16 protein-coding genes and 1 riboswitch are annotated in these 22,257 nt (G+C 36.6%); of the genes, 9 read left to right on the top strand and 7 right to left on the bottom strand.

Annotated elements, in window-relative coordinates:
- Positions 1–24: 24 nt before the first annotated feature.
- Both thiC and lldP read right to left on the bottom strand, forming a co-directional pair.
- Complete coding sequence (gene thiC / locus ACSG5Z_RS21660; RefSeq protein WP_000814449.1) at positions 25–1,785, bottom strand: phosphomethylpyrimidine synthase ThiC; 1,761 nt, start codon at positions 1,783–1,785, stop codon at positions 25–27.
- Between the two features lie 112 nt (positions 1,786–1,897).
- Positions 1,898–2,013: riboswitch (TPP riboswitch) on the bottom strand.
- Positions 2,014–2,084: 71 nt separating this feature from the next.
- Positions 2,085–3,740 carry an L-lactate permease gene (gene lldP, locus ACSG5Z_RS21655; protein WP_088064819.1) on the bottom strand — a complete coding sequence of 552 codons (1,656 nt, stop codon included), beginning with the start codon at positions 3,738–3,740 and terminating at the stop codon, positions 2,085–2,087.
- Positions 3,741–4,024: 284 nt separating this feature from the next.
- On the opposite strand from lldP, the gene ACSG5Z_RS21650 reads away from it, so the two are divergent.
- Positions 4,025–4,342, top strand: a complete 318-nt coding sequence (locus ACSG5Z_RS21650; RefSeq protein ID WP_087983179.1) for a magnetosome magnetite crystal formation protein family — start codon at positions 4,025–4,027, stop codon at positions 4,340–4,342.
- A 118-nt stretch (positions 4,343–4,460) separates the two neighbouring features.
- On the opposite strand, the gene ACSG5Z_RS21645 is transcribed toward ACSG5Z_RS21650, so the two are convergent.
- Positions 4,461–4,952, bottom strand: a complete 492-nt coding sequence (locus ACSG5Z_RS21645) for a metal-binding protein (RefSeq protein ID WP_075309741.1) — start codon at positions 4,950–4,952, stop codon at positions 4,461–4,463.
- 50 nt (positions 4,953–5,002) lie between these two features.
- Positions 5,003–5,368: a YkvA family protein gene (locus ACSG5Z_RS21640; RefSeq protein WP_000435500.1), complete on the bottom strand. Its 366-nt coding sequence runs from the start codon at positions 5,366–5,368 to the stop codon at positions 5,003–5,005.
- A 545-nt stretch (positions 5,369–5,913) separates the two neighbouring features.
- Here ACSG5Z_RS21640 and ACSG5Z_RS21635 point away from each other — a divergent pair.
- The 6 genes from ACSG5Z_RS21635 (at position 5,914) to ACSG5Z_RS21610 (ending at position 15,215) form a co-directional block, all read left to right on the top strand.
- Positions 5,914–7,842, top strand: a complete 1,929-nt coding sequence (locus ACSG5Z_RS21635; protein ID WP_060488013.1) for an LTA synthase family protein — start codon at positions 5,914–5,916, stop codon at positions 7,840–7,842.
- A gap of 510 nt (positions 7,843–8,352) precedes the next feature.
- Positions 8,353–9,237, top strand: coding sequence for a D-amino-acid transaminase (locus tag ACSG5Z_RS21630; RefSeq protein ID WP_002008975.1), 885 nt, complete (start codon positions 8,353–8,355; stop codon positions 9,235–9,237).
- A 210-nt stretch (positions 9,238–9,447) separates the two neighbouring features.
- Positions 9,448–11,190 carry a C40 family peptidase gene (locus ACSG5Z_RS21625; RefSeq protein ID WP_088064823.1) on the top strand — a complete coding sequence of 581 codons (1,743 nt, stop codon included), beginning with the start codon at positions 9,448–9,450 and terminating at the stop codon, positions 11,188–11,190.
- Between the two features lie 346 nt (positions 11,191–11,536).
- Positions 11,537–12,748 carry a NupC/NupG family nucleoside CNT transporter gene (locus ACSG5Z_RS21620; RefSeq protein WP_001051033.1) on the top strand — a complete coding sequence of 404 codons (1,212 nt, stop codon included), beginning with the start codon at positions 11,537–11,539 and terminating at the stop codon, positions 12,746–12,748.
- A 413-nt stretch (positions 12,749–13,161) separates the two neighbouring features.
- Positions 13,162–13,917, top strand: coding sequence for a PleD family two-component system response regulator (locus ACSG5Z_RS21615; RefSeq protein WP_137013106.1), 756 nt, complete (start codon positions 13,162–13,164; stop codon positions 13,915–13,917).
- Positions 13,914–15,215: a glycosyltransferase family 2 protein gene (locus ACSG5Z_RS21610; RefSeq protein ID WP_088064826.1), complete on the top strand. Its 1,302-nt coding sequence runs from the start codon at positions 13,914–13,916 to the stop codon at positions 15,213–15,215. Before ACSG5Z_RS21615 ends, ACSG5Z_RS21610 begins: the two co-directional genes overlap by 4 nt.
- 610 nt (positions 15,216–15,825) lie before the next feature.
- Here ACSG5Z_RS21610 and opuD read toward each other — a convergent pair.
- Positions 15,826–17,343: a glycine betaine transporter OpuD gene (gene opuD, locus ACSG5Z_RS21605; protein ID WP_137013104.1), complete on the bottom strand. Its 1,518-nt coding sequence runs from the start codon at positions 17,341–17,343 to the stop codon at positions 15,826–15,828.
- A 664-nt stretch (positions 17,344–18,007) separates the two neighbouring features.
- Here opuD and ACSG5Z_RS21600 point away from each other — a divergent pair.
- Both ACSG5Z_RS21600 and ACSG5Z_RS21595 read left to right on the top strand, forming a co-directional pair.
- Positions 18,008–18,886 carry a cell wall-binding protein EntA gene (locus ACSG5Z_RS21600; RefSeq protein WP_435712077.1) on the top strand — a complete coding sequence of 293 codons (879 nt, stop codon included), beginning with the start codon at positions 18,008–18,010 and terminating at the stop codon, positions 18,884–18,886.
- Between the two features lie 79 nt (positions 18,887–18,965).
- Positions 18,966–19,268, top strand: a complete 303-nt coding sequence (locus ACSG5Z_RS21595) for a DUF3910 family protein (RefSeq protein ID WP_046955548.1) — start codon at positions 18,966–18,968, stop codon at positions 19,266–19,268.
- Between the two features lie 42 nt (positions 19,269–19,310).
- On the opposite strand, the gene ACSG5Z_RS21590 is transcribed toward ACSG5Z_RS21595, so the two are convergent.
- Positions 19,311–20,690 carry a zinc ribbon domain-containing protein gene (locus ACSG5Z_RS21590; RefSeq protein ID WP_435712076.1) on the bottom strand — a complete coding sequence of 460 codons (1,380 nt, stop codon included), beginning with the start codon at positions 20,688–20,690 and terminating at the stop codon, positions 19,311–19,313.
- A gap of 12 nt (positions 20,691–20,702) precedes the next feature.
- Entirely contained in the window at positions 20,703–22,253 is a 1,551-nt protein-coding gene (locus ACSG5Z_RS21585; RefSeq protein WP_435712075.1) for a zinc ribbon domain-containing protein, read from the bottom strand.
- Positions 22,254–22,257: the final 4 nt, after the last annotated feature.

Raw genomic sequence — 22,257 nt, 5'->3', positions numbered from 1 at the left:
AATCAAGTAAAGAGGTGTAACGTGTTATTGGTATAAATGACTACCAGTGTCTTTAAATTCTTTCGCTTTCTCTTTCATCCCTTTTTCAATTGCTTCTGTCGTTTCTAAATCATTGTCTTTCGCATATTCACGAATATCATGTGAAATTCTCATACTACAAAACTTCGGTCCACACATTGAACAGAAATGAGCCGTTTTCGCGCCTTCTGCTGGCAATGTTTCATCGTGATATTCCATCGCACGTTCAGGGTCTAAAGATAAATTAAATTGATCGCGCCAACGGAATTCAAAGCGAGCTTTTGAAAGTGCATCATCACGCTGATGAGCCGTTTTGTGCCCTTTCGCAAGATCAGCTGCATGTGCAGCAATTTTGTACGTAATAACCCCCGTGCGAACATCATCTTTATTCGGTAAACCTAAATGTTCTTTCGGTGTTACATAACAAAGCATCGCCGTGCCAAACCAGCCAATCATCGCCGCTCCAATTGCCGATGTAATATGGTCATAACCTGGTGCAATATCTGTCGTTAACGGCCCAAGTGTATAGAACGGCGCGCCCTGACAAATATCAAGCTCTTTCTCCATATTCTCTTTAATTAAATGCATCGGTACATGCCCAGGTCCTTCAATCATCACTTGCACATCATGTTTCCAAGCAATCTTCGTTAATTCACCAAGTGTTTCAAGCTCAGAAAACTGTGCTTCGTCATTTGCATCTGCAATCGAACCTGGACGTAATCCATCTCCAAGAGAGAACGAAACGTCGTACTGCTTCATAATTTCACATATCTCTTCAAAATGAGTGTATAAGAAGTTTTCTTTATGATGGAATAAACACCACTGTGCCATAATTGAACCACCACGTGAAACGATACCTGTCGTACGCTTTGCAGTAATCGGAATGTAACGAAGTAATACGCCCGCGTGAATCGTAAAGTAATCCACACCTTGCTCCGCCTGCTCAATTAACGTATCACGATACACTTCCCACGTTAAATCTTCTGCAATTCCATTTACTTTTTCCAGCGCTTGATAAATCGGTACAGTTCCAACTGGTACAGGCGCGTTACGAATAATCCACTCACGCGTCGTATGAATATTTTTACCTGTAGATAAATCCATAATCGTATCCGCACCCCAACGCGTTGCCCACGTCATCTTCTCTACTTCTTCTGCAATTGAAGAAGATACAGCAGAGTTTCCGATATTTGCATTGACCTTCACGTGAAAGTTACGGCCGATAATCATCGGTTCTGCTTCCGGATGGTTAATATTCGCTGGTAAAATGGCACGACCTTCCGCGATTTCCTTACGAACAAACTCAGGTTCTACTCCTTCACGAATCGCAACATATTCCATCTCAGACGTAATGATACCCTTACGTGCATAATGCATTTGCGTAACATTTCCACCTTGCTTTGCTCTAAGCGGCTGACGATCCATTTGCGGGAAAACAGGCGTATGTTTCAAAGCCACTTTCACACCGTCATCCTCTGGTTTTACTTCGCGCCCTTCGTATGCTTCTACATCTCCGCGCTCCAGGATCCAAGAGTGGCGCGGCGCCTGCAATCCCTTTTCCAGTTCCACTTTATACGCAGGATCTGTATAAGGACCGCTCGTATCATATACACGAATTGGCGGATTCGGAATACCGTTCGTTTCGCTTTGTTCAATCTCGCGCATCGGCACTTTCATACCCGCGCGTGGTCCATCCACATACACTTTCTTACTTCCTGGTAAACTCGATTTCAATTCAATTTGCTCAGCTGAAACAGACTGTTTCATAACCTTTGTTGCCCCCCTGTACGTGACAAGGACAAGATATGGCCAGCGTATGCCAAAATAAAAAGAGCCAGGTCCATAAAAAAATAAGGACCTGGCTCATAAAGACATCATTATGTAAAGCCGTTAACTTCCCTACGCTGGTACGAGCCAGATCAGGTCCAAAGGGTTAAGAAGTTCACACGCTTCTCTCTCAGCCTACGCATACGTTAGGCACCCCTAGTTTATCACTGATTTAATTTTCAATACTTTCCCATCATACACGATAATCTGAAAAATGCAAAGTTTATTTCTTTTGTTGTTTATGGAATCATCCACGTTAAATAATATGCCTGTACATACGTCATAATACCAACAATAATTACGAAGAATAAACTATGCTTCACTGTAAAGCGGAATAAATCTGATTCTTTTCCAGCAAGTCCAACTGCCGCACAAGCAATTGCAATCGATTGCGGAGAAATCATTTTTCCTGTTACACCGCCCGTTGTATTTGCTGCAACGAGAAGTACTTCAGATACACCGACTTGCTGCGCTGTAATCGCTTGTAAATTCGAGAACAGTGCATTCGCTGACGTATCGGATCCTGTTAAAAATACACCGATCCAGCCTAGGAATGGTGAGAAGAACGGGAATAGTCCGCCAGTTCCTGCAAGTGCTAATGCTAATGTAGAAGATAGACCAGAATAGTTTGCGATAAACGCGAATCCTAATACGAATCCGATAGATAGAATTGGCATCTTAAGCTCATTTATCGTTTCTTTAAATGTTACTACTGCATCTTTTGCACTCATTTTCAAAATAAAGATAGAAATGATACAAGCAATTAAAATTGCTGTTCCCGTCGCTGATAAAATATCTAATTTCAAGATTGCTTCATAAGGCGTCGGTTTATTTACAATTGGCTCTGCTTTCATTACTAAATTGTGTAAGCCTGGAACTTCAAACTTAAACACAAGGCTTTCCAAAGCACCGCCTGGAGCAAATAACGCTTTAAAGAAACTTTGGCTCCAAATGACTACCATCACAGTTAAAATAATGAATGGAGACCATGCTTTTACTACTTTTCCTACCGTTAGTTTCGGCATAGATATCGCCGTTGCTGCTACCTCACTATTTGCTTCTTTAGACTGATAGATTTCTTTCGGCTGCCAAACTTTTAAGAATAGCGATAGACTCACTAAACTTACAAGTGCTGACGTAATATCCGGAAGTTCTGGCCCTAAGAACGTCGCTGTAATGAACTGCGTAATTGCAAATGAGCTACCTGCTACAAATAGAGCCGGCCATGTTTGTCTTACTCCTTTAAATCCATCCATTAAAAATACGATAAAGAACGGAACAAATAATGATAAGAACGGTAATTGATGCCCAGCCATTTGTCCAATTTTATGCGGATCAATACCTGTTACTTGTCCAGCAACTGTAATCGGAATTCCCATCGCTCCGAACGCTACTGGTGCCGTATTTGCAATTAAACACAAACCCGCTGCATATAAAGGATTTAACCCAAGACCTGCAAGAAGCGCTGCGGTAATCGCTACTGGTGCACCAAATCCTGCTGCCCCTTCCAAAAATGCTCCAAATGAAAAACCGATTAAAATAACGAGTAAACGATGGTCATTCGTAATGGATAATACAGATGCACGAATCACATCGAATTGACCTGTTTTCACAGATATTTTATATAAAAATACCGACATAATGATAATCCAAGCAATTGGCCATAGTCCGTATAAGAAACCATATCCCGTCGCTGCCATCGCCATCGTGAACGGCATCTTATAAGCGAATAACGCAACTAAAATTGTAAGTACGACTGTAATTAATCCTGCCACATACCCCTTCATGCGGAAAACTGCTAAAGCTAAGAAAAAAAAGATAATCGGAATAAGTGCGACCGCTGCCGAAATCCAAATGTTTCCGAACGGATCATAAACTTGTGTCCATGTGTTCATTGTTCTCTCCCCCTAAAGAATCCCCTTTTAAATAGAATAACCTCATCAATAGACTATCAGGTCATCATACCTTTAAACCTAAAATAAAAAAACGCCAAAGAAAACGTTTTCATTAATTTTATCACAACAATTTTCATTAAAAAAGATTTTTTTGAAAATTTTATTATTTATCATAAGAATCTTACAAAAACGTCACGTTCTTGTAATGTTCATCGATAGGAAGCTCGCTACATTTCCTGCATAATAAAGGTATAAAAACGGATATTATTTATGAGGTGATATATATGAACGGAAACAAAATATTAGCAGCTTTATCATACTTTAGTGTATTATTTGCCCCTATCTTATTCCCTATCATTGTGTGGATTGTGGGCGATTCTGAAACGAAACCGCACGCAAAACGAGCTCTATGGACACACATCATTCCAAGCATCGCGTCATTTATTGGATTTATTATTCTAGGAATTATGGGTATCGGATCGAATCAACCAGACGTAACACTTGGCATTGGAGCAATGATTGTCTTATGTATTTGCGGCATTATTAGCTTATACTACTTCATTTGGAACATCGTAAAAGGTATTAAAGTGCTGAAAGCTTAAGTTTAAACAAACGTTTGATTAAAACAGTACGCATCATAATAAATGAAATTTTATCGGCGATACGACAATCTTTTAATAAGAAAAAAACCGTCCCAAAATACCTTTTGGGACGGTTTTTTTATCTTCTGCGTTTCTTCTTTTTTCTCATCATTTTTTTGCGGCGCGTATTCACTTTATCCGCTATAATGTGAAGCGTACTTGCTACAATAATTCCCATTATGAACGTTACAATTTCAACCTCATGTTCCTTCGCAATTTCTATTAAATTCCCATCGAGCGCGATTACATTTAATAGGAATAAAAACGGAGAAAACACAATTAACATGTATGCAATACGAATCACATCACCAAGTATAATTGTATGTGTAAAGAAGGATCGATGCGGCATGACCTTCTTATACGGATACCAAAATATACGTAGGAACCCCCATTTATTATACGCATTACTATATGTATCTAAATCCGGCGTTAAAAATGAAGTACCTACTAAAAAGCCAATTGCAAAAGTTAATAAAAAATCCAAGTTTGTTAATCCATACGAAAAGAGCATAAACAAAACAACCGGAAGGGATATTAAGTTTATTTTCGTATGCGTTCTTCCTGATGGCATAATGCACTTCCTCGCTTACGTTCGCCCTGTCACCATATGACAGTTCTCACCTATTGATCTAATTTCTGATCGATAAAGGATGTGTCTATATCCGAACCAAACCATTCTGCCAACTTCACTCGTGCCTTATCTTTCACCTCTTCATTGACGTATAACGACGCTTGTAATAGAGCAGCCATTAACGCCCCTAAATCATCTGTATAACCAACTCCAGCAATGAAATCTGGGATGGCATCAATTGGTGCAATAAAATAAGCAAGTGCTCCAATCACAATAATTTTCACTCGCTTTGGAACATCAGGTCTTTGCAAAACATAAAACAATAATAAACTTGCATAAATGACCGACTGTCCCGCTTGCTTTGCAACATGTTTTGCTTTCTTCCAAAACGCTTCAACTGAAAATTTTTGTTCCATGTAAAAGCCTCCCTATTTTTTTAAAGAAATAAGCTGCAATATGTTGTCAGTAAAAGTTCATCAAAATTACACATAATTTATCAATGAACTTTCATTGTAACAAACAAACCGAAAAAGAACAAGTGTTCGTTAATTTTTACATACTTCCCTTCATATAATAGGTTTCTAGATAACCACTCACCCATTGTCATTTCTTATTTCTCAACAAGAAAATTTTCACTTTCACTGAACATTCTGCTCTACCTTTGTTATATTTTCTAGTTGACGGACATATAAACGAATGTTACAGTTTTCTCTGGTAGTGACAAATCTCATACAAAAAATGTAAAATGTTATAGTGTTTCTCAGAAATGAATTTTGTTGTATAATACAGAAATGACGTTATGCTTATGAGCAGCACAAGAAACCAAAAGGGTATGCATAGTTATAGTCGTATATGGGTGAATATAGAACCTCTAATTATGGCCAAGAAAACTATGTATTTTTTATTTTAGCATTTTTCGCTCCAAAATCGACCAAGCCTGATAGAGAAAGGGTGGAAATGAATGAAAGAAACCTTGAAATCACAATTTCAAAATGTGCGTTTCACTGTATTCGTAGCTTTAGCTTTATGGCTGAAGACGTACCTTATTACACGCACAAGCTTTGATTTAAAACTTGAATCTTTCATGCAAGAATTCATTTTATTCCTTAGCCCATTAGCAGCATCATTACTGCTTGTTGGTCTTGCATTATTTGCAAAAGGGAAAAAACGTAACTATATAGCACTTGGAATTAATTTTGTTTTAACAATCGTTCTTGTTGGTAACGTAATGTTCTACGGATTCTACAATGACTTCGTTACTTTACCAGTACTAGGACAAACATCTAACTTCGGAAGTTTAGGTTCTAGTGTGAAAGAATTGTTTAACTACAAAATTATCCTTGCATTTGCTGATATTATTGTATTCTTCATTTTATTGAAGAAGATGAAGAATTTTGCACCGACAGAACGTGTAGCACGCCCAATGCGTTCCCTATACTTCGTGTCAACAGTTGCTATTTTCTTCGCAAACTTAGGACTTGCAGAAGCTGAACGTCCCGAACTATTAACACGTTCATTCGACCGCGTTATGCTTGTTAAAAACTTAGGTTTATATGTACACCAAGTGTATGATCTTGGCTTACAAGCAAAATCAAGTTCACAAAAAGCTTTTGCTGACGGTAGTAAATTACAGGAAACAGAGAACTACGTAAAAACAACGCAAAGCAAACCAGATCCAAATATGTTTGGTACGGCAAAAGGGAAAAACGTAATTGTTGTCTCTCTTGAGTCATTACAAACATTCTTAATTGGTGCAACAGTTAACGGACAAGAAGTTACACCATTCTTAAACCAATTTACGAAAGAAAGTTATTACTTTGATAACTTCTTCCACCAAACTGGGCAAGGAAAAACATCTGATGCTGAATTCTTAGTAGATACTTCCATGTATCCACTAGACCGTGGTGCTGTATTCTTCACACACGGTAATAACGAATATACAGCAACTCCAGAAATTTTACGTGAGCAAGGATACCATACATCAGTATTCCACGCGAACAACGCAACATTCTGGAACCGTAACATTATGTATCCGGCACTTGGTTATGATCGTTACTACAACGAGCTTGACTACAAGATTACGCCAGAAACGAAATTAAATTGGGGATTAAAAGATATCGAATACTTCGATCAATCTATCGATATGTTAAAAGAAGTGAAGCAACCGTTCTATACTCGCTTCCTTACTTTAACAAACCATTACCCATTCACTTATGATGACAGCACGAAATTAATCGATGAATACAATTCTGGTGATGGCGTATTTGACCGTTACATGGTAACTGCTCGCTATTTAGACGAAGCAATGAAACACTTTATTGAGCGTCTAAAAGCAGAAGGCATTTACGACAACTCAGTTATCGTATTCTACGGTGATCACTACGGTATTTCTGAAAACCATAACCGTGCAATGGCACAGTTCTTAGGAAAAGAAGAAATCACTGCATTTGACCATATGAACTTACAAAAAACACCGATGTTTATTCACGTTCCAGGTCAAAAAGAAGGTAAAACAATTTCAAAACCAACTGGTGAAATTGACATTAAACCAACAATTCTAAACTTACTTGGTGTAGATTCTACGAATCAAGTTCAATTCGGTCATGATGTATTCTCACCTGATAATAAGGGATTCGTTGTTCTTCGTGACGGTAGCTTCGTTACAGATAAGTACATGTACACGAACAGTACATTCTACGACCGTACTACTAGCGAAGTTGTACAATTACCAAAAGAAGAATCTCAACCACTCATTGATCGTGCCCAAAATGAATTGAACATGTCTGACAAAATCATTGAAGGTGACTTACTTCGCTTCTCTGAAAGTAATAAGACCAAAACCGGTGAAGTAAAGACAGCTATTAAAGAAGAAAAGAAGAGCGCTGAGTAATCTCAGCCTCTTTTTTTATATTTCTCCATACAATCACTTATATTCATTAACTTTAACATTACATAACCTTTACCAAATATTCACATAGGATTAACGAAACATCTCTATAATAAAATATGTAAGCAAGGTTCTATATATTTCTTATCTCTCATCTGTAATAAGATCCCTTAAAGAAATATATGAATCGTTTATTTCTACTTTCTTATAATTGTCTTTCAATATGTTTTGTTACCATACACAAAACATTCAATAAGACGATGTCCCTATGAAAGATAGCTACCCTCCTTGTGCAGCATTCCATAAGAATGTTGCTTTTTTTTATTCAAAAGCAGGATTCTTATTTCTCATTTTCGAATTTGTATATACAAAATGCTATAAATCACTACTACTTCTCTACCATTTACAAATACATATACGTCATATGTAAAGAAGTACTCACATAAAAATTACTATAGTGGTTTTTATTCCAAATGAATGAAAGCTTCACTTTACTTATGCACTTATGAAAGGATGGGACGGAAATTGGCATATGAAAGATTTGTACTTTGGAATGATGCAGTTATTGATACAACGAAACAAAAAACGTACATAGAACTTGAAGAAAGAGGCTTGCAGTTTGGAGATGGTGTCTACGAAGTTATTCGCCTATATAAAGGAAACTTTCACTTATTAGATCCGCATATCACAAGATTATATCGCTCCATGGAAGAAATAGAATTATCACTCCCTTTCTCAAAGGCAGAACTTATTATCCTGCTTTACAAACTAATTGAAAATAATAATTTCTACGAAGATGGAACGATTTATTTACAAGTATCTCGTGGTGTACAAGCTCGTACCCACACATTCTCATATGACGTCCCGCCGACAATCTATGCCTATATTACGAAGAAAGAAAGACCCGCGTTATGGATTGAATATGGTGTACGTGCTATATCAGAACCAGATACCCGCTGGCTACGCTGTGATATCAAATCATTAAATTTATTACCCAATGTATTAGCCGCTACGAAAGCTGAACGTAAAGGTTGTAAAGAGGCTCTTTTCGTACGAAATGGTACTGTAACTGAGGGAAGCTGTTCTAATTTCTTTCTCATAAAAAACGGAACTCTCTACACACATCCAGCCAATCACCTTATTTTAAATGGCATCATTCGTCAGTATGTCCTTTCTTTAGCGAAAACCCTTCGCATTCCAGTAAAAGAAGAACTGTTTAGCATTCGCGATGTTTATCAAGCGGATGAATGTTTCTTTACAGGAACGACGATTGAAATTTTGCCGATGACTCACCTTGATGGAACTGCCATCCAAGATGGTCAAGTTGGCCCTATCACAAAAATGTTGCAAAGATCCTTTTCTCAAAGCTTGTTACAATCCAATATGTCATCTTCTTAAACGCGAATAATTTCTAACCTTTCTACATTCAATATATGTATTTAAATGGAAATCAAGGTGTAATTTATGCCTTGATTTTTTTCTTGTAATCTTTTTGTCATATTCAGATTCCCGCATAAGTCTTGACAGTAATCGACATGCTCTTTAGAATTTTTAACAGTTGGTAAATATTTCTTCACTACATTACAGACAGAAAGGAATCGACAAATTATGAAAAAATACCTTGCCGGTCTTGCGGCAGTGTCTGTAGCAGGAGGAGCAGCACCTACACTTGATAGTGTTCAAGCTGCCCCTGAACAAAATACACAAAAAGCTGCTACACAAACTGTCCAAGCTTCCGCATCAAACAGCTCATCTTATACGGTAAACACTAGCGTATTACATGTTCGTGCAGGATCAAGTACTTCTCACGACATCATCTCGCGTGTTTATAACGGTCAATCATTAAATGTGATTGGCGAAGAAAATGGTTGGTTCAAAATTAACATTAATGGAAAAACAGGATTTGTTAGTGGCGAATTTGTATCAAAAAATGGAGCAAGCAATTCTAATGTAAGTACAACAGGTGGGAACAATAAAGTTACTGCCGATGTATTACGTGTGCGTACAGCTCCTAACACTTCTAGTTCTGTTTCTGGGCGTGTATATGCAGGACAAACGTTAAACGTTGTCGGCCAAGAAAATGGTTGGGTGAAAATCAACCATAATGGACAAGTAGGTTATGTAAGTGGCGAATTCGTATCTGGCGTTTCTTCTAATGCAGGTTCTTCAAACAACAATACAAATAATAACAACCAAGAATCTGTAAAACCAGCAAGCGGAAACTATACAGTAAATGTATCTTCCCTTCGTGTTCGTACAGGTCCTAGCACTTCTCATACAACTGTAGCTTCTGTTACAAAAGGACAAGTTGTGCAAGTTGTTGGAGAAGTTCAAGATTGGTTCAAAATCAATTATGCAGGACAAACTGCTTACGTAAGCAAAGACTACGTAACAAAAGGCGGTTCTAACGACAACGTTACACAAGGAAACAACCAAGATAACAAACAAGAACAAAACAATAATGTAACTGTTCAAACTGGCGGTACTTACGTTGTTAACGCAACATCTCTACGCGTTCGTACAGGCCCTGCTGCTTACCATAGTGTAATTGGTGGCGTGTTAAATGGTACTACATTAAACGTAGTTGGATCTGAAAACGGTTGGTTTAAAGTAAACTATCAAGGAAAAACAGGCTTCGTTAGTAGCGAGTTTGTAAAATTCGTTAAAGGTGGCTCTGCTACTCCTGAACAACCGAAACAACCTGATCAAGGTGCAATTGGTGACTACTACATTAATGCTTCTGCACTAAACGTACGTAGCGGCGAAGGTACAAATTATAGAATCATAGGGGCACTTCCACAAGGACAGAAGGTTCAAGTAATCTCTGAAAACTCTGGATGGAGCAAAATTAACTACAACGGTCAAACTGGTTACATCGGAACACGTTACCTTTCTAAAACACCAGTTGGTGGCGCGGTAGATAATAAGCCTAACAACAACCAAAATAACAATCAAAACAATAACAACAATAATACAGGCAATAATAGTGGTGATAGTTCTTCCATACTTGCATATGCAAAAGGAATGCAAGGCGTACCATACGTTTGGGGTGGTACTTCTGCTACTGGTGTTGACTGCAGTGGTTACATCTACCACGTATTTAAGAAATTTGGTCATAACATTAGTCGTCAAAGTGTTGCAGGATATTGGGGTAGCCTACCACAAACTTCAAATCCACAACCAGGTGACTTAATTTATTTCAAAGATACTTATAAAGCAGGTCCTTCTCATATGGGTATTTACCTTGGAGGCGGATCCTTTATCCAAGCTGGAGATAAAGGTGTAGCAATCGCTTCATTGAGTAACTCTTATTGGAAGAGCCATTTCTTAGGATACACAAAAGCACCTTAAGTTATATTTTTAGAGCCTTCTAGATTACTAGAAGGCTCTTTTTAATATATGTCACCTATATCCCCGAAAAAATAATGTATCTATTTCCCTATTTCATACACTATATTCTACAAAAACACTCCATAACGTTATCATAATGTATATTTTTACATAAAAAACATAACCTATTTCATGTTTAATCATTTTATATGTGTTTTTTTAAAGAATTTTCTTTTTATTTAAACTTTTCGTTAGACGTTTGACCTCCGATGTCCATTATGATAAGTTACTTAAGATGTTATATTCGTAAACGTATAGACAACTGGTTTATACACTTTTTTTACTATGAGGAAGGAGCATACACTGCATGAATCTTTTATGGGGAATTGGCGGCGTGATTGGAGTATTAGCAATTGCTTTCTTACTATCTTCCAACCGCAAAGCTATTAATTGGCGCACAATTTTAATCGCGCTAGCATTACAAATGTCATTTTCATTTATCGTATTACGATGGGATGCCGGAAAAGCAGGTTTAAAATACGCTGCAGATGGCGTTCAAGGATTAATTAATTTTTCTTACGAGGGAATTAAGTTCGTTGCTGGGGATTTAGTCAACGCAAAAGGCCCTTGGGGATTTGTTTTCTTCATTCAAGCACTACTTCCAATCGTATTTATTAGTTCATTAGTTGCAATCTTATATCATTTCGGTATTATGCAGAGATTTGTTAGTGTCGTTGGTGGCGCGTTAAGTAAACTTCTTGGAACTTCTAAAGCAGAAAGTTTAAACTCAGTAACAACTGTATTTTTAGGACAAACTGAAGCTCCAATCTTAATTAAACCTTACTTAGCACGTTTAACAAATAGTGAATTCTTCACTATTATGGTAAGCGGTATGACAGCTGTTGCCGGATCAGTTCTTGTCGGCTATGCAGCAATGGGTATTCCGTTAGAACACTTATTAGCAGCAGCAATTATGGCAGCTCCATCAAGTTTATTAATCGCGAAACTAATTATGCCAGAAACAGAAAAAGTAGATAATAACGTTGAACTTTCTACAGAACGTGAAGATGCAAACGTTATTGACGCAGCAGCACGTGGTGCATCTGAAGGTATGCAACTTGTTATTAACGTAGCAGCAATGTTAATGGCTTTCATCGCATTAATCGCTTTATTAAATGGCTTATTAGGATGGGTTGGTTCTTGGTTTGATATTAAACTTAGCCTTGATTTAATCTTCGGTTACTTACTATCACCATTTGCTATCTTAATCGGGGTTTCTCCTGGTGAAGCTATACAAGCAGCAAGCTTTATCGGTCAAAAACTTGCAATCAACGAATTCGTTGCATACGCAAACTTAGGACCACACATGGCAGAGTTCTCTGCAAAAACAAATTTAATTTTAACATTCGCAATCTGTGGATTCGCAAACTTCTCTTCTATCGCAATTCAATTAGGTGTAACAGGAACGTTAGCTCCTACTCGCCGTAAACAAATTGCACAGTTAGGGATTAAAGCAGTTATCGCTGGTACATTAGCAAACTTCTTAAATGCAGCAGTTGCAGGTATGATGTTCCTATAAAGTGAAACTTTAATCAGTGGGGGTTTTCTTCATCCCCCACTGATTATTAGTTGAACCAATCGGACTTTTATGGGCAGTTGATCCTCACCTAACTTCTTTGCTTTCGCTGAATTTTGAGGTGGGGGTCTTACTGCCCATTAAAGTCGGATAAAATGATGCAAAGTCTCCTCTTTCTAAAGAGGGGGCTTTTTATTATATGTTGTATATTTTTTCGATATATATTAAATACTTTATGCTTAAATATAAGAACATTATGATACTATAATTAGTAAGTCTGTTTATTTTTTCTTGCAAAAGAGAGATACTACTTGTTGTTGCTCTCTCCAAAAGAATCTAGTCATCCGGTCTATTTCTTAATAATTGTGCATACTACAAGTATCCTTGCATGAATTACCTTTAAGGAGGAAAGTTTTGTGAAAAATAACTTCTATAAAGTCCTCTCTATGTGGATTTTACAAATTTTATTTTATTTTACAACTGTACATGTAACGCAATATGAGCATGCTCTCATTTTTACAATTATATATGTAATTGTTAATGTACTATTTCTATTATTGACTGATAAAACCGCATTTGTTCTTTTTATATTAGGAACCATTACTTCGGTATTCTATCTGTTCTACCAAGCATGGCTTTACTTATGGAGTACATCGGAACAATGGGAATACATTATTACTCACTTCCTAATGGCAGCAAACTTCTTCATCGTATATATCTCAACTCATTTATTAAAGAAGGTTATTCATGAAAATCAAGAATTAACCAAACGTGTGAGAACGTTAGAACAATACATTGGAGAATCAAAATTATTAACAAGACAAGAATTCGAAAGACGACAAGCATTATTAATCACTGCAATGAATCGTCGTAATGAAACGGGTATTATTATTAACTTTGATTTCAATTCCTTTAGTAAATATACGAAGGAAAGTGTTATGAACCGTGTAGCTTCATTATTAGTTGAAACGATAAGAGATGACTTTGATCTTGCTGCTGAATACGATAATAATAAGCTAGTTATTTTATTACAAAACACAAATGAAGCCGGTGCTGACATTGTAATGAACCGTCTAAAGCCAAAAATGGAGCAATGGCTTGCTGCTGAAGCGATCCAAGATATACAAATTTCACGCGAGCAAATTGGGAACAAAGGAAAGACGTTATTATGATGACACTCGTTATACTGCTTTTATTCCTTCTGTTTTGCGTACTCGTTTTTTGGATTAGTATCACATTTTCGATTAAGTATATACTTATCTTTACAGCCTTTCTATTCTCTGCCTTACTTGTTTACTATTCTTTCTTAACACTCGCAGGTTTAGTTCACCGAAATAGTAAACGAAAAGATCGTACGCTAGAACATTATCCAAGCGTCGACATTTTAATACCAGCCCACAATGAAGGGGTCGTTATTAAAGATACTTTAGAGGCGATGGCAAAGATTGAATATCCAGGTAAACTAACTGTTTATTTATTAAACGATAACTCTCAAGATGAGACACCTGAAATTGGTGACGATTTTGACAAAGCTTATGCTCATATTCGTCACATTCGTGTTCCGGCGGGTGAACCAAAAGGGAAATCGCGTGTATTAAACTATGGTCTTAGTATTTCAGATGGTGAATACTTCTGTGTGTATGATGCAGATAACCAGCCTGAACCACATGCACTGCGAATGCTTGTAGAACACGCTGAAACAACCGAGGATGCTGTTGGAGCTGTTGGTCACGTTCGTACTGTAAATGAAAACAGAAACTGGCTAACACGAATGATTTCATTAGAATTTCAAATCTTCCAGCTCCTTATGCAATCAGGACGCTGGTTACTATTCCAAACAGGTTCACTAACAGGAACAAATATGCTTCTTCGTCGCTCTGCATTAGAAGAACTTGGCGGCTATGACCCGTATGCAATTGCAGAAGACGCTGAATTAACATTACGAATTACACAAAAAGGCTATCTCTTACCGATCGTTCCAGAATCGATTACATGGGAACAAGAACCTGAGCATTTAAAAATCCTTATTAAGCAGCGTACACGTTGGCTCCAAGGGAACTTGTACATTTTAGAAAAAATGTTTTCTTCCTTAAGTTTCTTTAAAGGAAAACTTCTCGTCCATTCCTTACAACAAGTTTTAGTGTATGTTGTATTTTGGCTATTCTTAATCATCTCGAACGTTTGGTTTGTAATTGGGTTACTCGGGATATTCCAAATTCAATATAGCATTCCGCTACTATTTATGTGGTATGTCGCATATATTACATATATTTCTCAATTATTTAGTGCCCAGAGTGTGGAACGAACCTTTACACCAACTAATATTTTTATTAGTGTTATCATGTACTTTACGTACGCACAGCTCTTTACGTACTTATTCATTCGCAGCTTAATTTTATACTTACGTGCAAAGAGCAAGAAACAAGTCATTGGCTGGGATAAAACAGTTCGATTCAAAAAAGAAAAGTAAAACTTTAATCAGTGGGAGTTCTCCCACTGATTTTTATTTACAAAATAAAAATCAGCACAGAGCGCCGTATGCTCTGTGCTGATTTATTGCCGTATAAATTATATATATCAGACAATACCCCTTAGCTGAAAGTAATTTCACGTCCATCCCCCAACGAACGATTGACCTTCATTTATATACGAAAAAGTGATTGCTATTTTTGTAGAACCAATTGCTTCTCCTGCTGTTCTTTGCGCGTTTCAGTCTTAGGTTCCGTGCTTTCTTGGACACTACGATGTGCCACACGTTTCAAACAAATATGCTTCCACTTTCTTTCGTAACGTTTCATTATTCTAGATGTCCCCCTTGAATGCGCTTTAAAACTATTTGAAATCGCTTACAGAAAATAATATAGCACATATACATAAACGTGACAACACATTTCCGACAATTTTTTGTCAAAAATACAAATAGAATCTGCAAGATATCGAACATTGTCGAAGTGTATCGATTTTTCTTCGTATAAAAGGCATACTACTCACATAGTAAAGTATTTTATTTCCCTGACTTGCAATTAGAATTCCTTCTATATAAAAAAGAGCTGATACAAAATCAGCTCTTTTTCCTTCTATTATTTATGACGCTTCATACGCCCTTCTTTTTGTAACTCTTTAAACAATGCTGCCATCATAAAGAAAATAACGAAGACGAATGGGAATGCTGCAATGATAGCTGCCGTTTGTAAGGCTTCTAATCCCCCTACATATAATAAGATAGAAGCTAACGCTGCTAGAACGATACCCCAGATCATTTTAATGCGGTTTGGTGGATTTAAACTACCATGTGTCGTTAACATTCCTAAAACGAATGTCGCAGAATCTGCAGATGTAATAAAGAATGTAGAAATAAGAAGAATAGCTAGAACAGATAAAGCCGATCCAAAGCTTCCCATCTGATCAAACATAGCGAATAACCCTACTTCTGTTCCCATCTCTTTAATTTTTTCAAAGATATGTGCATCACCAAACAGTTCCATATGAATACCAGTCCCGCCGAAAACAGAGAACCAAAGCGCACCGATTACAGTCGGTACGAGTAACACACCGATAACGAACTCACGAATCGTACGTCCTCGTGAAACACGAGCAATAAATGTACCTACGAATGGTGACCATGCAATCCACCATGCCCAATAGAAAATTGTCCACGACTGAATCCATTGGTTTCCGCCTTCATCTAATGGACTTAAGCGGAAGCTCATGCTTGGCAATTCCTGAATATAAGAACCGATTGTTGAAGTGAAGTAATTCATAATAAAGTTTGTTGGACCTGCAAATAATACAATAATCATAAGTGCAAACGCCAAAATAATATTCGCATTACTTAAATATTTAATTCCTTTATCAAGACCTGTTTGCGCAGATAACATAAATAACACGGTTACGATTGCAATAATAACTAACTGTGTCGGCAATGAATTCGGGATAGATGTTAAATAACTAACACCACCAGCAATTTGTTTCGCACCAAGACCTAATGATGTTGCGACACCAAACACAGTTGCGAAAACAGCTAACACATCAAATGAATGAGCAATACGTCCATGTTCCCCGCCTTTGAATAACGGACCTACTGTCGCACTAATCGTACTTGCTTTTCCTTTTCTAAAAGTAAAGTAAGCAATACACAGCGCTACAAATGCATATAGTCCCCACGGATGTAATCCCCAATGGAAAAATGAAAAACGTAATGCAAGGCGCGCACTTTCCTCAGTTGTACCTTCTCCAAACGGAGGTGCGTACAAATGGTTTAATGGTTCAGCAACGCCCCAGAAAACTAAACCGATACCCATACCAGCGCTAAATAGCATAGCAAACCATGTCATATAACTATAATCAGGTTCATCATCATCTTTACCTAAACGAATAGAACCGTATTTCGAAACAATTAAAAAGATAGACACACCTAAAATAATAGAAACAGAAATAATATAGAACCATCCAAACTTACTAACCAATACCGTTTGAATCGCAGTCGTTACATTTCCTAGGCTACCTTTTCCAATAATAGATTCGGGAATAATCCCCCAAATTGTAAATGCAATACATAATGTTAATGATACGATGAATGTTTTTGTCAGTTTCCTCATCAAATCCCCCTTCGTAGGTTTCACTTTTGTAAATAACATAAATTCCGATATGTAAAATCGGATAGAAAACTATAATTTCACGGTGATTTTCTTACTTTCACCTTCACCAATTCGAATTCTTATGGACAGCCTTACCTTCCGTATAATCTTTTTTCTCTGCGAGAGCTACAAGATCGAAATACTGCTGTCAAATTGTGTGAGAAAAATGCGGATGGGAATGTGTTTTCCCAAAAAAGGATGTGTTACAGATGTAAAAAAGGGCATTTTTCTTCCTTGCAACCCTTTCTGTTTGTAACAATTATGCGGTTTTTTTGCTAGTATATAGCACGTGTTTATAGTTTCACAAACGAAATGTTTATGTTTATATAACTATATTACCCATAAAACGGTAAAATACTCAAGGAATGTAATCGTTTAGTAAACATTATGTAATGCTCCTGTAATATTTTTATTTACGCCGAAAACAATATGTTGTATTAAATATTTTGAATATAAGTAGAAACCTACTAATCATATAGAATGAAAAACGCTTTCTTATATTTTTTGCTATATTACAGGATGTTAACGACTGATTACGAATGGTTTGTAATTGTGTGTTTTCCTGAAATCCGAAAAAATCTGTTGCTATAATGAGGACACGAAAACAAACGCAATGGAGGCTATCATGAAAAAATTAATTGGAATAGCAACAGCAGCAGTTTTTGGTCTTGGGATTTTCACATCATCTGCTAATGCAGAAACTGTTGTAACAACAGACGTACTAAATGTACGCGAAAACCCTACTACGGAATCAAAAGTTGTCGGTAAATTACTAAACGGGAATAAAATAGATGTTCAAAATACAGAGAACGGATGGTCAAAAATCACTTTAGATGGTAAAGACGCATTCGTAAGTACAGAGTTTACAAAAAGCATCTACTACGTAACAGCTAACGTATTAAACGTACGTGCTGAAGCGAACACAAACTCAGAAATTCTTGGAACGTTGAAGAAAGACGATATGATCGAAACAACGAACCAAGTACAAAATGAGTGGTTACAATTTGAATATAACGGGAAAACAGCTTATGTTCACGTTCCTTTCTTAACAGGTACAGCACCTGTTATTGAAAAACAAGAACAACCTGCTCCTGCTAAAACTGTAGCACCAGCTAAAGCGCAAGCACCTGCAGCACAAGCAAAACTAGCTGCTAAGCCTGCTGTGAAAGCTGCTGAAACTAGCACACCTTCTGGTGGTCGTGAGTTAACAGTTGTAGCTACAGCATATACAGCTCATCCGAGCGAAAACGGTGGCACATACGGTGGCCGTGTATTAACTGCAATGGGTCATGACTTAACAGCGAACCCAAACATGAAAATGATCGCTGTTGACCCGAAAGTAATTCCATTAGGATCTAAAGTATGGGTTGAAGGTTACGGAGAAGCTATCGCTGGAGATACTGGCGGTGCAATTAAAGGTAACCGTATCGACATTCTACTTGGATCAGATAGCGCTGCTCAAAAATGGGGACGCAAAACTGTTAAAGTGAAAATTTTAAAATAACCAATGACTGCTAAAGCCGGTTCTCTTTGTTGAGAGCTGGCTTTTATTTTTTTATAATAACTATAAGGAGGTTATGTTCATGAATGTACAAGCAAAAGTAGACTGGATCGGTACACCAAAACCGTATATATATAAAGATGAAGTAACATACGACGCTACTTCCATTGACTTTTCACTCGCTGGCGATGACAATCGATATAAATTAATTGTGCTCAGCTTTGAAGAAAATACACACTACAAAATTGTCCAATATGGAATCAAACCCGGCTCACAAAAACCATTTCCTATCGATATTCCATTCGAACAAAACATGTTACCAATTATAGAACAAATATTACATGATCCATATGTGCAAGCGATATTAAAGGAAACGCGCTCCTAATCGAAAAAAGACTATCTCAATTATATGAGATAGTCTTTTTTATTAACGGTTCGGACCAGATACTTCCTCTGACTTAAGCGTATTATTCGCTCCAAGAGAATGGTACAATATCTTTCCATTTCCATTAACAGTAACGATATGTTCATTATTAAAACTTTTGAACTTCACAGATCCATCACCATAACGAATATGGTACTCTTCATATGTCGTTACTTTATATTTCGTATCACTTTGATGCTCTACATTACGAATTTCCATTGTTAATAAATCTTCAGTAATTCCCTTTTTGTGTAGATATTGTATATAATCACGGTCTTCCTTATACGATTTCCCGCTCTTATCATAATTATTTTCAATTAGACTAAAATCATTTAATGAAATCGCACGTACGTTATTATAAATGTGATTTCGTACAAAATCACCAACTGCTGAGCTTGAAGTTTCTTTCGGGAATTTTAAGTAATACGTGCTTTGGTCTCCAATTTTAACACTTTCAGATTTTATTACACCAAAATCAGTAGTTTTCTCTAAATGTACTTCTACTGTTTCATCTGTGGATACAGGACCCAGTTTATAATTACCATAACTTAATTTCCCACGTTTTTTACCATTTACAAATACGGTTGCATCATTTTCATCAGAAGAAATGCTTACATACTTTCCTTCAAGCGATAAATCTACATTCACTTTCTCGCTCTGTTCATCTGCTAAATCTACTTCTTTCTCTGTTTCTAATTCAGTAAGTTCTTTCTTCGCTGTTGCCTTGACAACATACGTACCTGGGAAGTATGGACCTAACTCTTTCGAAGTTTTATCACTAGAAAGTTCTGTTTCTTTTTTATCATTCACATATATTTCTGCATTCTTTGCAGTTGTACTAACACTCATATAATAAGATTTCATGCTAAACTTATACTTTGGATATAAGAACCACTCTTTTCCCTCTGCTACAATTTCCCCATCTTTAAACGCATTTTTATCCTTTGTTAACTTTTGATCTACTGTCTCTTTCTGTAAATAAGACAATAATTGTTTATTGTAAGAAGGGTTCTCTTTTAAGTAACGCATGTACGCTTTAATATCCTCTGTCTTAATCTTTAAGCTTGAATCATTTGCTTTCACAAACTCATCAATTGCATTAATATCTTTCTTTTGGAATGCTTCAATCATTACATTTATTTGCTTTTCTTTTGAAAACTTATATGCTCCAAATTTATATGCCCCAAATAATAAAATAATAATAATGGCGAAACCAATAATTAAAAATAAATTTTTCTTACTTTTCACTGGTTGTGTCTCGCTTTGTACTTCTGTATATGAAGCGGCAGCGTTATCGACGATTACTTCTACTTTACTCCCACACTCAGGACAAAAGTTCAAATGGTCTGCAACGTTCTTTTTACATGTTCCACAAAACTTCAACGTGCTCTCCTCCTATTTTTTAGCTAACTTCATTCCAACAAATGCTGCTACATATGTCACAATAAAACTACACAAAGTTAAATATACAAATGAATTTTGCATAGATAATACCGTTCCACTTGTTCCAAACAAACTTGTTACAGTCCCTGAAACATCAATTTGGAACTTAGAAATCATATTCATTACAATCATCATAATTGTGTAAGAACCACTGCATACTGCTAATGTAATATACATATTGGCAGTCGATAATTCAGCTAACTTTCTTCCCGCTCTAAACATAAGGAACAATGGAATAATAAGCAGTAATAAACCGTAATGGAATACGTTATTCACTTCATCAAATTCAGCAAGGCTTTCCTGACTTGCTCCTTTTGAAATCATTATATCTCTAACCACTACGCCATTTACAGAGATACCTGATATAAATGAAAACGATAATGTGCTCTCAGATGATTTTGATTTCTTACCAATTCCAGTAAACTCCTTACTAAGTGCTGGACTTGATACTTCTAACGGAGCAAAATGAGCCATACTCCATAATTGAGGTGTTAACTCTAATGCTAATAATGTACTTTCAGATTTTAAAGTTGTTATTTCTTTTAATGGTTCAATACTGTCTTCCTTATTTACTAACGCCATAATACAAACTACTACTGCTGTTACTAAAAGTCCTTTTATCATGGCTGAAATACCGTAATAAACAGACGCTCCATATGGCATTAACTCTTGAAATGCTGCTGCCATATTATTTTTGCTTGTATGAGCAATAAATCCTATTAAGGTAAATAATGTCCCACATACAAAACCACTCAGTAAACTCTTAATCGCTGAATAGCCAACCGTAATCTTACCTGCTTCTGAAAATGGAATTGCGAAAGATTGTGATGCTATTAAACTTATAATGAATAAAAAGACACCATAAATAATACCAACTGTTGCTGCTATAAAGATTTGATCCTTAATCGTTTTTGCAACACGCTGCTTTCCTAACCAAATTCCTGTACCAGCGAAAATCATAAATGGAATGATTAATAGTAATGTAAATGGAGTATGCCATGATAAAGAAAATATCAATCCGCTATCGTCGCTAGCTGTAAAACCAAGTAAATGATAACTTAACATCGTAGAAGTTGCACTCGAATAAAAGCTTGGCAACATTTCTAATTCTTTCGTAAATTTACTAAACATCTCACTTAATATAGAAGCAAATAATACACTACCAATCCAACCAGCAATTAACATGAGAATACTTGCAACAGCCCCACCAATAAAACCTGTTTTTAAAACAGCTTTATCTGCTGTAAATTTAACTTCAGGCGTACCGTCCATTGTAGGCAATTTGATAGATTGTTCCTTTTTCTTCACAATAAATAAAGAATGCCCACACTTTTGGCAATATAAATTTTGCTGAGCATTTTCACTGCCACAACCTTTGCAGTATTTTGCAGTATCTTGTTCTAACGTTACTGCCTCTATAGCTCCTGCAATCTCCATACTTCCTTCGTTAGGGCAATAGTTTACCTCTTCACCATGTTGATTTCCACATGTGCGACAATACATCTAA

The organism is Bacillus pretiosus (genome assembly GCF_051294775.1).
GTDB classification, from domain to species: Bacteria; Bacillota; Bacilli; order Bacillales; family Bacillaceae_G; genus Bacillus_A; species Bacillus_A wiedmannii.
The sequence above is the reverse complement of the archived record's forward strand: the minus strand, read 5'-3'. Positions and strand labels throughout refer to the sequence as shown.